Annotated in this window: 13 protein-coding genes; 12 read left to right on the forward strand and 1 reads right to left on the reverse strand. The window is 47.9% G+C overall.

Features of this window, described 5'->3' with window-relative positions:
• The first annotated feature begins 4 nt into the window (after positions 1–4).
• The 7 genes from AB4Y93_RS09745 to AB4Y93_RS09775 all read left to right on the forward strand — a co-directional run bounded on the left by AB4Y93_RS09745 (position 5) and on the right by AB4Y93_RS09775 (position 7,455).
• Positions 5–499 (forward strand): phosphatidylglycerophosphatase A family protein, encoded by a 495-nt coding sequence (locus tag AB4Y93_RS09745; RefSeq protein WP_167280229.1) that lies wholly within the window; start codon positions 5–7, stop codon positions 497–499.
• Between the two features lie 96 nt (positions 500–595).
• The gene (locus AB4Y93_RS09750) at positions 596–784 is read left to right on the forward strand and encodes a hypothetical protein (protein ID WP_015846041.1); all 189 of its coding nucleotides are present in this window, start codon (positions 596–598) and stop codon (positions 782–784) included.
• Between the two features lie 36 nt (positions 785–820).
• Positions 821–1,693: an acetyl-CoA carboxylase, carboxyltransferase subunit beta gene (accD, locus tag AB4Y93_RS09755; RefSeq protein ID WP_441891318.1), complete on the forward strand. Its 873-nt coding sequence runs from the start codon at positions 821–823 to the stop codon at positions 1,691–1,693.
• Positions 1,683–2,711 carry an acetyl-CoA carboxylase carboxyltransferase subunit alpha gene (locus AB4Y93_RS09760; RefSeq protein ID WP_441891320.1) on the forward strand — a complete coding sequence of 343 codons (1,029 nt, stop codon included), beginning with the start codon at positions 1,683–1,685 and terminating at the stop codon, positions 2,709–2,711. The genes accD and AB4Y93_RS09760 overlap by 11 nt, the downstream gene beginning before the upstream one ends.
• Before the next feature lie 91 nt (positions 2,712–2,802).
• The gene (gene pyk / locus AB4Y93_RS09765; RefSeq protein ID WP_441891322.1) at positions 2,803–4,557 is read left to right on the forward strand and encodes a pyruvate kinase; all 1,755 of its coding nucleotides are present in this window, start codon (positions 2,803–2,805) and stop codon (positions 4,555–4,557) included.
• 136 nt (positions 4,558–4,693) lie between these two features.
• A complete protein-coding gene (locus AB4Y93_RS09770; RefSeq protein WP_441891324.1) occupies positions 4,694–5,161 on the forward strand; it encodes an acyl-CoA thioesterase in 468 nt (155 codons plus the stop codon).
• A 224-nt stretch (positions 5,162–5,385) separates the two neighbouring features.
• Positions 5,386–7,455, forward strand: a complete 2,070-nt coding sequence (locus tag AB4Y93_RS09775) for an RNA degradosome polyphosphate kinase (RefSeq protein WP_441891326.1) — start codon at positions 5,386–5,388, stop codon at positions 7,453–7,455.
• On the opposite strand, the gene AB4Y93_RS09780 is transcribed toward AB4Y93_RS09775, so the two are convergent.
• Positions 7,446–8,975 (reverse strand): Ppx/GppA phosphatase family protein, encoded by a 1,530-nt coding sequence (locus tag AB4Y93_RS09780; RefSeq protein ID WP_441891328.1) that lies wholly within the window; start codon positions 8,973–8,975, stop codon positions 7,446–7,448. The two genes, AB4Y93_RS09775 and AB4Y93_RS09780, sit on opposite strands and share 10 nt — an antisense overlap.
• Positions 8,976–9,254: 279 nt before the next feature.
• Between AB4Y93_RS09780 and citZ the strand changes: the two genes are divergently transcribed.
• From citZ to AB4Y93_RS09805, 5 genes are all read left to right on the forward strand, one after another.
• Positions 9,255–10,367, forward strand: a complete 1,113-nt coding sequence (gene citZ / locus AB4Y93_RS09785) for a citrate synthase (protein ID WP_441891330.1) — start codon at positions 9,255–9,257, stop codon at positions 10,365–10,367.
• A gap of 40 nt (positions 10,368–10,407) precedes the next feature.
• The gene (icd, locus tag AB4Y93_RS09790) at positions 10,408–11,703 is read left to right on the forward strand and encodes an NADP-dependent isocitrate dehydrogenase (RefSeq protein ID WP_441891332.1); all 1,296 of its coding nucleotides are present in this window, start codon (positions 10,408–10,410) and stop codon (positions 11,701–11,703) included.
• Positions 11,704–11,928: 225 nt separating this feature from the next.
• Positions 11,929–12,870: a malate dehydrogenase gene (gene mdh, locus AB4Y93_RS09795; RefSeq protein ID WP_441891334.1), complete on the forward strand. Its 942-nt coding sequence runs from the start codon at positions 11,929–11,931 to the stop codon at positions 12,868–12,870.
• Positions 12,871–12,967: 97 nt separating this feature from the next.
• Positions 12,968–15,133, forward strand: coding sequence for a DNA helicase RecQ (gene recQ, locus AB4Y93_RS09800; RefSeq protein ID WP_441891336.1), 2,166 nt, complete (start codon positions 12,968–12,970; stop codon positions 15,131–15,133).
• Between the two features lie 113 nt (positions 15,134–15,246).
• On the forward strand, positions 15,247–15,672 hold the full coding sequence (locus tag AB4Y93_RS09805) for a hypothetical protein (RefSeq protein ID WP_441891338.1): 426 nt from the start codon (positions 15,247–15,249) through the stop codon (positions 15,670–15,672).
• The last annotated feature ends 5 nt before the right edge of the window (positions 15,673–15,677 follow it).

Below are 15,677 nucleotides of genomic sequence, written 5' to 3' on the forward strand. Positions count from 1 at the left end.
GGCCATGACGTCCGGAATCGAAAATTGGTTGTTGAAACGTGGAGTAAGTGTTGATGATATTGCAGAAATTGTATATACACTGCAGCGCCCCTACAATGCAGATTTGACTATTGCTGAATGCGAAGAGAGTGTAAGGGCTGTACTGGAAAAACGTGAAGTGCAATACGTGCTTTATACGGGAATTGCGCTGGATGAGCTGGCAGAACGCAGACTGCTGCCGGAACCGCTGCAGGCGATCATGGAGACGGATGAGTCTTTATATGGGGTAGATGAGACTTTAGCTCTAGGGATTACGAATGTTTATGGCATGATTGGCTTGACGAGTTTCGGATATTTGGATAAAGTAAAGCCCGGCATTATTCGTCAGCTCAACCTGAAAGGCGAGAAAATTCATGTGTTTCTCGATGACCTTGTAGCGGGATTGGCGGCGGCGGCATCAGCTAGGATCGCGCACCAGGACCCAAAAGCCATCCAATACCATTTGCCCGATTCGCCATGACTGTGGTATCATTATGACATCATATGGCCTTAAACGGGATTGACTTGTTTGAAGATGCGAACTTTGCCTAAGGTAAAGTTTTCAGGAGGTACCATAATGTGGACGGTCATTTACATCGCTCCAACCGCTAGAATCGCGGACAACATCAAGAAGCGGCTTACGGAAGAAGGCTTTCTCGTAAAAGTCCGTCCAGTTAATCTGTCTAAACAGCAATATGAGATCTTGGTTCCATCGGGTGAATTGGAGGAAGTACAGGAAGTATTTAACTCCATTATGCAGCCGTAGAACCTTATACTATTGCGCCTTGAGAGGTGTCACACATTGCAAATTAAGGACTTATTTTCAAAGAAGAAGTATGCGACCATCCCTTCTGAACGCCCTAAGCGCGACATACCGGAAGGTCTAATGAATAAGTGCTCCAAATGCGGCACCATTCAGTACAGCAAAGAATTGGATAAAAACTTGAAGGTATGCTCGTCGTGCGGGCATCATTACCGTCTGAGTGCTTTGGAACGGATTGGGATGACGCTTGATGACGGGCGTTTGTATGAATACGATGCTGATATGGAATCGGTCGATCCTTTGGAGTTCCCGGGGTACAAAGGGAAGCTGGAGCAGCAGCGTCAGAAGAACCCAAATCTTCGTGAAGCTGTTGTAACAGGCGAAGGCACGATTGGCGGCCATCCGGTCGTAGTCGCAGTGATGAGCTTTGACTTTTTCAGTGGAAGCATGGGGTCTGTTGTTGGTGAGAAAATAACAAGAGCAATCGAAGCGGCGCATGAGAAGAAATTGCCGCTGCTTATTTTCTCCACTTCCGGCGGTGCCCGTATGCAGGAAAGTATACTTAGCTTAATGCAAATGGCGAAGACAAGCGCCGCTCTTTCCATGTTTCAAGGGGCTGGAGGCTTGTTCATTTCGGTGTTTACAGATCCAACGATGGGCGGGGTTTCCGCCAGCTTTGCGAGTCTTGGCGACTACAATTTGGCCGAGCCCGGCGCGCTTGTTGGTTTTGCCGGCCGGATTGTAATCGAGCAGACGATTCGTCAGAAGCTGCCGGACAACTTCCAGACAGCAGAGTTCAACATGCAGCATGGACAGCTTGACCTGGTCGTTCACCGTAAGGATATGAAGACAACGCTTGGCAAGCTGCTGGATATGCATACCGTAAGGGAGGGATTGTCCCATGGCGGGTGAACAAATGCTTCCGTTTGAGAAGCCAATCAGTGATTTGCGCGAGAAGATCGCAACACTGAAGACGCTGGCTGAGAGCAACGGTATGGACTTTTCCGAAGAAATTGCACGTCTTGAAGAGAAGTGCAAACAAATGGAGGAAGAGCTGTACAACGAAATGACTCCTGCGCAGAAGATGCATATTGCGCGTCTTCATCAGCGCCCGACATCGCTTGATTTCATTCAAGCGGTGTTTACGGATTTCATCGAACTGCATGGCGACCGTCTGTATGCTGATGATTTGGCTATTGTCGGCGGCCTCGCTAAGCTGAACGGATTACCGGTTACGGTAATCGGCCATCAGCGCGGCAAGGATACGAAGGATAATATTGCCCGTTTCTTTGGCAGTCCTCACCCGGAGGGTTTCCGGAAAGCACTGCGACTTATGCAGCAAGCCAATAAGTTTAATCGCCCGATTATTACTCTCATTGATACTAAGGGTGCTTATCCTGGCAACACGGCTGAAGAGCGTGGTCAGTCCGAAGCGATTGCCCGTAACTTAAGGGAAATGGCCGGCTTTGGTGTGCCGATCGTCTGCATCGTAATTGGTGAAGGCGGAAGCGGTGGAGCTCTTGCTCTTGGCGTCGGTAACCGGGTTCTTATGCTCGAGAATGCGATTTATTCTGCAATTTCGCCAAACGGTGCTGCTTCCATCCTGTGGAAGGATGCAACAAAGGCGGATATTGCAGCTGAGGCAATGAAAATTACGGCTAAGGATTTGCTCGAATTCGAAGTGATCGAAGATATCGTTGAGGAGCCGCAAGGCGGCGCACACCGAGATTTGGCGTTCACGGCTGAACGGCTGAAGGAGAAGTTGTGGAAGCATTTGGCGGAACTTCTGCCGATGACAGCTGAGCAACTCATTGAAGACCGTTACCATAAATTCCGGAAGATTGGACAATTCCAAATAGCTCAGGCTGCTTCGCAGGAAGCTGAAGAGGTTACGGAAGCTTCTGAGATGACGGAATCCGCAAAAGTATAATAATTTTTTGATTCTTGTACAAGCTGCGGCTCAAGTATTAGATTATTGATAATAATGACTATAGCAGGCACTAAACGGAGGAAAATTAAACATGCGTAAAGCTAAAATTGTTTGTACGATTGGACCTTCCAGCGAATCGTTGGAAAACACGAAGAAATTGATTAAAGCGGGTATGAACGTTGCCCGTCTGAACTTCTCTCACGGCGACTTTGAAGAGCATGGCAACCGGATCAAAAACATCAAGATCGCGAACAAAGAGATGGGAACATCGGTAGCGGTTCTGCTTGATACGAAAGGCCCTGAGATTCGTCTTGGCAAACTGAAAGAAGAGCCTATCGAGCTGATTCAAGGCGAGCAAGTAACGCTGACAACAGAAGAAATTCTGGGCGACATTAACCGCGTACCTATCACTTACAACAACCTGCCAAACGATGTATCCGTTGGTTCGACAATTCTGATCGATGACGGCTTGATTGGTTTGACAGTTGAAGAAGTACAAGGAACTGAAATTATTTGCCGCATCGTAAACAGCGGTCAAATTAAGAGCAAAAAGGGCGTTAACGTTCCTGGCGTTGCTATTTCCCTTCCTGGTATTACAGAAAAAGACGCTAATGACATCATCTTCGGTATCGAGATGGGTATCGACTTCGTCGCAGCTTCGTTCGTACGTAAAGCGAGCGACGTGCTTGAAATCCGCGAGCTGCTTGAGCGTCATAATGCAAGCCATGTCCAAATCATCTCCAAAATCGAGAACCAACAAGGCGTTGACAACCTCGATGAGATTCTGGAAGTTTCCGACGGTCTGATGGTTGCCCGTGGTGACCTTGGCGTTGAGATCCCGGCTGAAGAAGTACCACTGGTACAAAAAACGATGATCGAAAAATGTAACCGCGTTGGTAAACCAGTTATTACAGCTACTCAAATGCTGGATTCGATGCAGCGCAACCCGCGTCCTACTCGTGCAGAAGCGAGTGACGTAGCGAACGCGATTTTCGACGGTACAGATGCAATCATGCTTTCCGGCGAAACAGCTGCTGGTAAATACCCGGTTGAAGCGGTAACAACAATGTCCCGTATCGCTGAGCGCGCAGAAGCGGCTTTGGAATACCGTGAAATCTTCAACAAACAAGCAAGTGCTCAACAAACATCCGTAACAGAAGCGATCAGCCAAGCAGTTGCCGTATCCGCTCTTGACCTGAACGCTGCAGCGATCGTTACTTCGACGCAAAGCGGCTTCACAGCTCGTATGGTTGCTAAATATCGTCCTAAAGCACCAATCATCGCTGTAACAAACGATGAAAGAGTAATGCGTCGTCTGGCTCTGATCTGGGGCGTTAAACCAGTTCTTGGTGAGATTGCTGAAACAACGGATGCTATGTTCGAGAACGCTGTTGCAGGTGCAAGAAGCACTGGCCTGATCAGCCTTGGCGACACAATTGTTATTACTGCAGGTGTACCTGTTGGCCGCGCTGGCACAACAAACCTGATCAAGATCCACCATGTAGGCGAGCTTCTGGCACAAGGACAAGGTATCGGCAGCCAAACAGCTACCGGCCGCATCGTTGTAGCACGCACGCCTGAAGAAGCAAATGCAAGAGTAACAGCTGGTTCGATCCTTGTAACGGTATCGACAGATAAAGAATATATGCCTGCTTTTGAAAAAGCAGCAGCCGTTATTACTGAGCAAGGCGGTATTACCAGCCATGCAGCAGTATGTGGAATCAACCTTGGTATTCCAGTTATTTTGGGTATCTCGAACGCAACTGAACAGTTGATGGACGGTACTGAAGTTACAGTCTACGGTGAGACTGGTGTTATATACTCCGGACAAGCTAAAGTCCTGTAATGTCATAATTTCATATTTCTCTACAGTGTAGAGAGAAGCAGAAGCGAGGGTGAGCTATTCACCTTCGCTTTTGTTTCAACTAAAGGTTAATTATTTGTAAATGAAGTTCGTAATAATATAGGGGGTAGCTTCAATTATGCCGTCACAGAAATGGTTCCTGCATCCGCTGCGCGTGCGCTATCAGGAAACGGATCAAATGGGGGTTGTTTTTCATGGCAATTACATAACTTGGTTTGAAATTGGCCGGACGGAGCTGATCCGCTCTGCAGGTTATGATTACAAATCCATCGAACAACAAGGCTTATTGCTGCCCGTTGTAGATTTGCAATGCCGTTACGAGCTGCCTGCACGTTATGACGATACCCTGCTTATTTGTACACGTATTGCGGATTTCTCACCTGTGCGTCTATCCTTCGAGTCCGAAATCCGGAGAGTAGATCTTAATGATTTCCACTCTTCTATCGTTGAGAATAAAGAGAAGCTGCCTGGAGAAAGACTGGTTACAGGCGGAACGAAGCATGTCTGGGTAAATGAGAAATGGCGTCCAGCAAGGCTGGATAAAGACCTGCCGGAATTATATGCTTTGCTCCAGTCAATGGCATAGTTGATCCTCATTTCTTTATTTCTTTATTGTATGTGGAGGTTGTTTCGAGTCGAGTGCGACTATTGTGCGTTTGTTTCAACCATTATAAGGTTGATCAAGAAACAAACCACAAGGAGCACTCGGCCGAAACAACCGAAGCCGTGTTAACTTTATCTTTACAATTCGTTAATATTCCAATAATAGTCTTCTGTCATAATAGAGACATAATTGGGGAGGCGTAAGGAATGACAAGACAATTGTCCCACTATGTGAATCGGGATCTAAGCTGGATCGAATTTAATCGCAGAGTGCTCCAGGAAGCACAGGATACGAGCAATCCTTTGCTTGAACGCGCCAAGTTTTTGTCTATTGTAACAAGTAATTTAGACGAGTTTATGAGTGTACGGGTTGCCGGTATTCAAGACCAGATACGGGCTGGATATACGAAGATGGATTTTACAGGCTATACGCCTCAAGGCCTCTGGAAAAGACTAATTAAACGGACGACGACGATGGTTTATGATCAATACAGAACTTATCGGGAGGTCTTTCGTTGTCTTGGCCGGGAAGGTATATTGATTACATCCGTTGAGGAGCTGAATGCCAATCAGTCCAAAGCGATCACGCAATATTTCCAAGAAATTGTGTTCCCAGTACTGACACCGATGGCAGTAGACCAGAGCAGGCCGTTCCCCCTTGTACATAACAAGGAGCTGTATCTGGCGATATTGCTTCAACAGGAGCAGGACCATGCAATCCACGAGGATGGGCCGCTCTTTGCTATCGTTCAAGTTCCGTCAATCCTGCCTCGGTTTGTGCCGGTGCCAGGCCGAACGAACAGCAAGAAGATGGAGTTTGTCCTGCTGGAAGATCTTATTGAGCATAATATTACATCCTTATTTAACGGTTACACTCCTACGGCCGTTCATCCTTTCCGTCTTACTCGTAATGCCGATCTTACGCTGAATGAAGATGGTGCAGAGGACCTCTTGGAGGAGATTGAGAAGGAGCTTCGCAGAAGGCGTTGGGGTATTCCGGTTCGGCTGGAGGTAGCCCGCGGTATGCATCCGATGGCTCTTGAGATTCTGAAGGAAGAGCTGGAGATTGAGGATAATCTAATCGAGATCGATGGACCGCTAGATCTCAGCTTTTTGATGAAATTTGTTCATTCCCTTCCAGGTCATGATAATCTTCGATACAGCAGGCTTGACCCCGTCTATCCGCATGAATTTGACGAGACAGATGACATGTTCGAGGTAATCCGCCAACGTGATGTGCTCATGTACCATCCCTATGAATCGTTTGATGCTGTAACTGATTTTATCGAGCAGGCAGCAGAGGATCCAGATGTTCTGGCTATTAAGATGACCTTATATCGTGTGAGCGGACAGTCCGCGCTCGTGCAAGCCTTATCGAAGGCAGCGGAGTCCGGTAAGCAGGTGACGGTAGTTGTTGAACTCAAAGCCAGATTTGATGAGGAACGGAATATTGCCTGGGCTCGTCAGCTGGAAAAGTCGGGCTGTCATGTTGTCTATGGGCTTGTTGGATTGAAGACGCATGCCAAAATTCTATTAGTTGTCCGTAGAGAGCAAGGCACGCTCCGCCGCTATGTACATGTCGGTACGGGTAACTATAATGACAGTACAGCAACGTTATATACTGATATTGGTCTGTTCACCTCACATCCGATTATTGGCAGTGATGCGTCGGCGCTCTTTAATGAAGTGACTGGTTATTCCTCGCCGTATAAGTGGAAGGCCTTTGGCGTAGCACCTACGGATTTGAAGGAAAAGCTATTCCGATTGATTGATCGTGAGATTGCTAATGCCGAGCAGGGCATTCCAGCACGTATTATCGCGAAGATGAACTCGCTTTCGAATCAGGAGATGATCGATAAGCTATACGAAGCTTCACGGGCTGGTGTTCAGATCGAATTGATCGTTCGTGGTGTATGCTGCCTCAGACCTGGAGTAGCAGGGCGCAGCGAGAATATTCGCGTGATCAGTATTGTAGATCGTTTCTTGGAGCATGCAAGGGTGATGTACTTCCACAATGGCGGGGATGAAGAGGTCTACCTGTCGAGCGCGGATTGGATGACACGGAATTTAACGAGACGTATTGAGTTAATGTCACCGGTGTTTGACAAGAACCTTCGCAAGACGCTGATCAATATGCTACAGCTGAATCTGGACGATAATGTGAAGTCGAGAGAACTGCAGTCGAACGGCACCTATACTCATGTTAAAAATGAAATGATGCCGTTCCGCAGCCAATTTGAGGCAAGATCGATCCCGCAGTGGAAATATCACGTATAGTCGGGCAGATTCAGAACAGGAATAAGTCCCCACAGTTTTTTGAAGTCTGAGGCTAATTCATCTACCTCTCGCGCTTCAAGAGCTAATGTTCCTTCAGAACGTATGGGATGAAGAAGCAGCTGATTTGCCGATTGGGAAGCTTCCAGCCTGCCAATGGCTTGCGTCTCACTGCGGTCAAGTGCGGCTGCAAGCTGCAGCAACACACCAAGTTTATGAATCGTATCAAAGTCGGAATCGTTCAACAGTTCCCTATAATCGAGGAGCTGCTGGCGGGTCCGATTTTTGCTTTTGTAGGAAGCTATGGCTGCAATCATTAGTATTTCGCGATGAGCAAGCCCATTCAAATGGGAATTGACGATTAAATAGAACGTATGCTTTGCGTAGTCATAATAATCAATAGATGCTCCAATCCTGAATAAGGTTGAGGCAGCATCAAGCAGCATTTTTCCTCGATTCGGCAGCAGATGGACAGGCCGCAGTTCATCATACAGCTGAAGCGCCAGCCGGTTAACCTGCATCACATGCTGCTTAGGGGCAGCCGGATGAAGGGCGCTTAAATTACTAAGGCTGAAAGCAAGCACATCCTGATGCAGAGAACGGCCCGGGAACCGGGTAGCATAAAACAATCCGTCTCGCAGTCCTGAACCGCATATGCGGTAATGAGACGCCTTGAGCAGGCGGAACAGCGTGCGCAGCACAGCAATACCCGGTACGATGACATCAACCCGGTCTTTGGACAGCCCTGGGAATTTGCGCCTCTTATCGAGCGGGGTTTGGAATAATTCCTGGAACAAGAAATCAGCATCCATTCCGGTCATCGGATAGTTATGAGTCTGGGTGAACGGATATTTGGTCACCGCTTGATGAATTTTACCCATTGCCCTGGCAGTTCCGCCTACCCCGATCAGCGGCAGTGACGGCGATTTCATCAGCCAAGGCTCGTTCTTGACAGATTCGGTGACGAGAGCCTCAATGCCTTTTAATCCTTCATCGCTTAACAGACCTTTCACCGCGTATTTCCGATTCAAGCTAACACAGCCGAAAGGAAAGGATACGGATTGAACAAGCTCCCTATTGCGGAACAGGGACACCTCTGTACTGCCTCCGCCAATGTCAACAAGGAAGCCGTCTTGTACGTCCATGGCGTTAATCATGCCAAGGAAGCCGTAAGTCGCTTCATCTCCACCGCTTAATAATTCGATAGTAAGTCCCGTCTCCGACTTAATGGCCTCAAGAATTTCCGATTGATTGGCGGCATTGCGGATAGCAGCTGTTGCAACTGCTCGGATATGCCCGGTTCGGTTATGAGCGCAAATCATGGTAAAATGATTTAATGTACCAAGCAGTTCTGTGATGGCATCTTCAGATATGCAGCCGTTATCATCAATGCGCTCGGCCAGGCGGGCTGGGCGCTTACCTCCGTCAATGACCCGGTGCGCGCCGCTTGCCGTCCGCTCGTAGACGACAAGGCGAACCGAGTTAGAGCCTATATCGATGATGCCGATTCGTTGTTCAGTCATCGCAAGTTCCTCCGTGCAGTTATTGCCTCTATTCTATCACATTGAAATATGATTTCGGTAAGCGACTATTTTTGTGCAGTTTAGGGAAAAATGCAGCTGGAGCAAATGTGCGAAAATTGCGGAAGAAAGGGAATGAAAAAAAACTTTATAGCGCCGATAAAGCATTTCTATGTCTGGTTTTGTTCACTTCGCTGGAAAAATCATTTATGATTAATAGCGACGAGAAAGATTCGAGTACTATTTTCACCGAAAAATTTTCGAGTTAGAGGAGAGAGAACGATGACAGCTACAAAAGGTTTAGAAGGAATTGTGGCCGCATCATCGTCGATCAGCTCCATCATCGATGGAGTATTGACGTATCGCGGTATAAATATTGATGATCTTGCAGAAAACGCGACATTTGAAGAGGTTGCCTACCTGCTTTGGTACGGCAAGCTGCCTAATCGTTCCGAGCTTGACGGACTTCAAAAGCAATTAGATCAATATGCGGCTATCCCAAGCCAAGTAATCGAACAAATTAAACTTTATCCTGCCGGTACAAATTCGATGGCAGCGCTCCGTACGGCTATTTCAAGTCTGGCGCTGTATGATGAATCCGCTAATGACATGTCGACAGATGCTAACCAACGTAAAGCAATCAAGCTGCAAGCTCAATTGCCTACAGTTGTTGCGGCATTCGCTCGTATTCGCGAAGGCAAAGAGCCGGTTGCTCCAAAACATGGCGTATCCATTGCTTACAATTTCCTATACATGCTTACTGGTGAAGAGCCTGCTGAAGTTGCGGTTAAAGCACTTGATCAAGCATTGGTTCTCCATGCTGACCATGAGCTTAACGCTTCGACATTCGCAGCTCGTGTAACCGTTGCCACATTGTCTGATATTTATTCGGGTGTAACTTCCGCGATTGGCGCTTTGAAAGGCCCTCTGCACGGCGGTGCGAATGAAGCCGTTATGGTGATGCTTGAAGAGATCGGCTCGATGGCTAACGTTGAAGGCTACATCAACAACGCGCTTGCGAACAAACAAAAAATTATGGGGTTTGGTCACCGAGTATACAAAGATGGCGACCCTCGTGCGAAGCACCTTCAGCAAATGTCCCGCGAGCTGGGCAAATTGACTGGCAATATGGAACTGTACGAGATGTCGATTAAGATTGAAGATATGGTTACTGGCCAAAAAGGTCTGAAGCCAAATGTCGACTTCTACTCGGCTTCCGTGTATACTACGCTTGGTATCCCACGCGATTTGTTTACGCCAATCTTTGCAATCAGCCGTGTATCCGGATGGAGTGCACACATTCTTGAGCAATATCAAGATAACCGCCTCATTCGTCCACGTGCGGACTATGTTGGCCCAGTTAACGCGAAATACATTCCAATCGAGCAGCGCTAATTAAGCGCGTGCTTACATATTCTAAGGAGGATTTATTCTAATGGCGCAATTCGAAAAATACGCACTTCCTACAGAAGGCGAACAAATTACAATTGATAATGGTACACTGCAAGTACCTAACAACCCAATCATTCCTTTCATCGAAGGCGACGGCACAGGCCGCGACATCTGGGCAGCATCGAAACGCGTACTTGACGCAGCTGTTGAGAAAGCATATGACGGCAGCAAAAAAATTGCTTGGTATGAAGTATTCGCTGGCGAAAAAGCTTTCAATGCTTACGGTGAATGGCTTCCTGCTGATACACTGACTGCAATCCGCGAATATATCGTAGCAATCAAAGGACCTTTGACTACGCCAATCGGCGGCGGTATCCGTTCCCTGAACGTTGCACTTCGCCAAGAGCTTGACCTGTACACTTGCCTTCGTCCTGTTCGTTACTTCGCTGGCGTACCTTCCCCGGTAAAACGTCCTGAGTTGGTCGACATGGTTATCTTCCGTGAGAACACAGAAGACATCTATGCTGGTATCGAGTACCAAGAAGGTTCTGAGGAAGTGAAGAAAGTAATCGCGTTCCTGCAAAACGAAATGGGCGTTAACAAAATCCGTTTCCCTGAAACTTCCGGTATCGGCATTAAGCCAGTATCCAAAGAAGGCTCACAACGTCTTGCTCGCGCTGCAATCGAATACGCGATCAAACATGGCAAGAAAACTGTTACACTCGTTCACAAAGGCAACATCATGAAATATACAGAAGGCGCGTTCAAGAACTGGGGCTACGAAGTGGCTGAGCAAGAGTTCGCTAACGAAACCTTCACTTGGGGTCAATACGACCGCATTAAAGAAGCTGAAGGTACAGACGCTGCTAACAAAGCACAAGCAGAAGCTGAAGCAGCTGGCAAAATCGTCGTAAAAGACGCGATTGCTGATATCGCTCTGCAACAAGTTCTGACTCGTCCTACTGACTTCGACGTAATCGCTACTTTGAACCTGAACGGCGACTACCTGTCCGACGCTCTGGCAGCACAAGTTGGTGGTATCGGTATTGCACCGGGCGCGAACATCAACTACCTGACTGGACATGCAATCTTCGAAGCAACTCATGGTACTGCTCCTAAATATGCAGACAAAGACGTTGTTAACCCAGGTTCCGTAATCCTGTCCGGCGTTATGATGCTTGAGCATCTGGGCTGGCAAGAAGCGGCTGACCTGATCTATAAAGGTATGGAAGCTTCGATCAACAACAAAACCGTTACTTATGACTTCGCACGCCTGATGGACGGCGCTACTGAAGTGAAATGTTCGGAGTTTGCTAACCAAGTAATTAAAAACATGTAGTTATAAAAAAGTGGGGGCTTATGCCCCCTCTTTTTTTAGATAGGAATACTTATTTATGGCAATAATGCAGAGGTTAATACAACTAAGGCTTACGATGTAAGAATCACCACAAATGGCCTTGACTGAGCCCTTTGTGTGGTCATCATGCTTACGAAGTAAGAATCATCACAAATGGCCTTGACTCGGCCGTTTGTGTGGTTATTCTTTTAAGGAGGTAGTTATCAAATGGCTATTAAACGCAGAAAAATTACGGTTGTAGGTGCGGGCTTCACCGGGGCTACTACGGCTCTGATGGCAGCACAGAAGGAACTGGGTGACATTGTTCTTGTCGACATTCCCCAGCTGGAAAACCCGACAAAAGGTAAAGCGCTTGATATGCTGGAATCAACTCCTGTTCAAGGTCTGGACGTGAACATCACTGGTACGGCCAGTTATGAAGATACGAAGGACTCCGACGTTGTTATTATCACTGCTGGAATTGCCCGCAAGCCAGGGATGAGCCGTGATGACCTGGTGAATACAAACGCTGGTATCGTAAGGTCAGTATGTGAGCAAGTAAAGGCAACAAGCCCGAACGCTTATGTCATCATCCTCTCCAATCCGGTGGACGCCATGACTTATGTGGCCTACCAAGCGCTAGGTTTTCCTAAAAACCGTGTAATCGGTCAATCCGGTGTGCTTGATACAGCTCGTTATTGCACATTTATTGCGCAAGAGCTGAATGTATCGGTGGAAGATGTACGCGGCTTTGTGCTTGGCGGACATGGTGACGATATGGTCCCGCTCGTACGTTACTCGAATGTTGGCGGTATTCCGATCGAGAAGCTGATCCCAGCTGACCGCATCGAAGCTATCGTACAGCGTTCCCGTGTTGGCGGTGGTGAGATTGTCAACCTCCTAGGCAATGGCTCAGCTTACTATGCACCTGCAGCATCACTCGTTCAAATGACAGAGGCGATTCTGAAGGACAAGAAACGGATTCTGCCGGTTATTGCTCTGCTTGAAGGCGAGTACGGGTATAATAACCTGTTCATGGGCGTACCTACGATTATCGGCGGCGACGGCATTGAGAAAGTGATTGAGCTGGATCTAACCGCGGAGGAAAAAGCGGCTCTGGACAAATCCGCCGAATCCGTTCAAAATGTTATTAAAGTAGTTACCGGCTAAGCGTAAACGGCCATGAGCTTTATAAAGATTCGTTTGGGAGGACCCTGACACTTAGCTGCCAGGGTCCTCATTTTGATTTAAGGAAGGGGGAATAAACGTGCTGCAGCAAGCACGAAGCGAACTGAAAAGAGTATACGGGTATGATACGTTTCGTCCCGGACAAGAAGATATTATAGAGGGAATATTGGAGGGGCGTGATACGCTCGCCATTCTGCCGACTGGCGGAGGGAAGTCAATCTGCTTTCAAGTTCCATCTCTCATTATGCCAGGTACTTCAATCGTTATATCGCCATTAATATCGCTAATGAAGGATCAGGTTGATACGCTGAACCGGCTTGGCGTCTCCGCAGCCTATCTGAACAGCTCTTTAGGAGCGGAGGAATATCGGACAGTGCTGCGTAATGCGCTGAGAGGCGAATACAAGATGCTGTATGTGGCTCCGGAACGGCTTGATGCACCTATGTTTACAACCTTGTCCGAGCAGCTCCATATCCCAATGATTGCGATTGATGAGGCACACTGCGTCTCGCAGTGGGGGCATGATTTCCGTCCTAGCTATCGGCAGCTCGCGGGATGGATCGGCAAAATGCCAAATCGACCGCTAGTCTCTGCGTTTACAGCAACAGCAACACAAGAGGTGGCAGAGGATATTACGGCCATGCTGGCTTTACGGCAGCCTAATGTGTTTGTAACCGGGTTTGCTAGACCCAATCTGTCCTTATCCGTTGTAAGTGGTGGGGACAAGAAGAATTTCCTTCAGCAATTTTTGCGCGAGCGGGAAGATCAATCCGGCATTATCTATACAGCCACACGGAAAGAAACCGAGCAGGTACATGAGTTGTTGATCCGGAAAGGGATAGCGGCTGGTAAATATCATGGCGGGTTGTCTGATACCGAACGTGCGGACACACAGGAGAAGTTCCGATTTGATGAGCTTCGTATCATGGTGGCGACCAATGCATTCGGGATGGGCATCGATAAGCCTAACGTACGATATGTTATCCATTGGCAGATGCCTGGCGATATCGAGTCCTACTATCAGGAAGCAGGGCGTGCCGGCCGGGACGGGGAGGAGAGCGAATGTGTACTGCTCTTCGAGCCGCAGGATGTACAGGTGCAGCGTTTCCTTATTGAGCAAGGCATGGGAGATGAATACCGGAAATCGGTTCAACTGTCTAAGCTTCATAACATGATGAATTATAGCCGCACCCAGCGCTGTCTTCAGCAATATATCGTCGATTATTTCGGCGAGAAGGGTGTTGAGCCTTGCGGCAAATGCAGTAACTGCCTTGACAAGAGCGAGCTGGTTGACCGGACGCCAGAAGCGCAGAAGGCACTCTCTTGCGTTGGCCGTATGAAGGGACGCTTTGGTGTAACGATGGCGGCTAAAGTATTAAAAGGATCACGTGACAAACGATTGTTGGAGTTTGGGCTGGACCGGTTATCTACTTACGGACTGTTCAATAATTGGCCGGAAAAAGAAATCGCCGATTGGTTGTACTGGCTTGTAGCAGAAGGTTACTTACGTATGAGTGAAGGGCAGTATCCTACAGTATCTCTAACAACTGCTGCTTTGCCAGTGCTGGAAGGCAGCGAGATAGTCAAGCAGCGGCTGCGGACTAGCGTTAGGAGAAGTGCTACGGGAGATGGATCTGGGGCTTCGTCGCCATTATTCGATGCACTCAAGCAATGGCGCAAAGAAGCGGCAGCACGGGAAAACGTTCCTCCGTTTATGCTGTTCTTTGATGCTACGCTGAAGGAGCTTGCGGATGCAAGGCCGCTGACGGAAGAGCAGCTGCTGCAGACGAAAGGTATTGGCGCGGCGAAAGCAAACAAGTATGGAGGAGAGGTGCTTGCTATTATTCAAGCGCATGCGGGAAGTACAAGTAACGCGCCGGCCGCAAGCATTAGTAGTGCGCAGAAGCGCCCTGCCTCACGTCCTCCTGCCTCTTCAGAGGACACGCCTAGCCATGTCATGACCCTGGAGCGATTTAACACAGGGCTCTCTACTCAGGAGATTGCTGATGAACGTGGACTTAGCCGGGTGACGATTGAAGGGCATCTGATCCGCTGTGCTGATGAGGGACATGAGCTCGATTGGAGCCGTGTTATTCCGGAACAATATGAGGAGCAGATTGCTCATGTTGTACAGGAACTTGGTCCGGATAAATTAAGGCCAATTAAGGATGCTTTGCCGGAAGAAGTGGATTACTTTTCCATTCATGGTGTAATCGCGAAATACGGCTTTAAGACAAAATCTTGAACATTACCGGAAATGCTTCCGAAAAGCCGGATAACCAAGGGTGATACTTTGTGTTTCAGACAGGCATTTAGTATACTTATTGGTAGATTACGCATATGCAGGAGGTTTTTTTAATGAATGATGTGTTTTTCTTTTTACACTTGTTAGGAGCAGTCGGGATGGGCTTTTATATCGTTCTGCCGATTATGATCGGTAAAGCAACGAAGCTCGCAGGTCTTGGACAAGGCGGACTAGCTGACGGTCTTACATCTGCCAACCGCGTTGTACAGTATGCGCTTGTCATCCAACTGCTTACAGGCGGTTATATGATGTCGCAGGCAGATTATACTGTTGCATGGATGATCATCGTAACGCTGCTGTTCCTTGCTATCGCGGCGATCTCCGGCATTATGTCGAAGCCGCTGAAACGTATTGTGTCCTCGATTGAAGACGGACAAAGCGCAACTGGCCATATCGCTAAAGCACGTACATTCAGCTTGATCGTATTGGTTCTTTATGTGGTTGTTATTTATTTCATGGCATTTCCAATGTACGCTTAAATGTA

It is taken from the genome of Paenibacillus sp. YAF4_2 (genome assembly GCF_052113225.1).
In the GTDB taxonomy this organism is placed as follows: domain Bacteria; phylum Bacillota; class Bacilli; order Paenibacillales; family Paenibacillaceae; genus Pristimantibacillus.

Coding starts and splice junctions, on each gene's coding strand:
- AB4Y93_RS09745 (WP_167280229.1), top strand. CDS start 5: ATGACGTCCGGAATCGAAAATTGGTTGTTGAAACGTGGAGTAAGTGTT.
- AB4Y93_RS09750 (WP_015846041.1), top strand. CDS start 596: ATGTGGACGGTCATTTACATCGCTCCAACCGCTAGAATCGCGGACAAC.
- AB4Y93_RS09760 (WP_441891320.1), top strand. CDS start 1,683: ATGGCGGGTGAACAAATGCTTCCGTTTGAGAAGCCAATCAGTGATTTG.
- pyk (WP_441891322.1), top strand. CDS start 2,803: ATGCGTAAAGCTAAAATTGTTTGTACGATTGGACCTTCCAGCGAATCG.
- AB4Y93_RS09770 (WP_441891324.1), top strand. CDS start 4,694: ATGCCGTCACAGAAATGGTTCCTGCATCCGCTGCGCGTGCGCTATCAG.
- AB4Y93_RS09775 (WP_441891326.1), top strand. CDS start 5,386: ATGACAAGACAATTGTCCCACTATGTGAATCGGGATCTAAGCTGGATC.
- AB4Y93_RS09780 (WP_441891328.1), bottom strand. CDS start 8,975: ATGACTGAACAACGAATCGGCATCATCGATATAGGCTCTAACTCGGTT.
- citZ (WP_441891330.1), top strand. CDS start 9,255: ATGACAGCTACAAAAGGTTTAGAAGGAATTGTGGCCGCATCATCGTCG.
- icd (WP_441891332.1), top strand. CDS start 10,408: ATGGCGCAATTCGAAAAATACGCACTTCCTACAGAAGGCGAACAAATT.
- mdh (WP_441891334.1), top strand. CDS start 11,929: ATGGCTATTAAACGCAGAAAAATTACGGTTGTAGGTGCGGGCTTCACC.
- AB4Y93_RS09805 (WP_441891338.1), top strand. CDS start 15,247: ATGAATGATGTGTTTTTCTTTTTACACTTGTTAGGAGCAGTCGGGATG.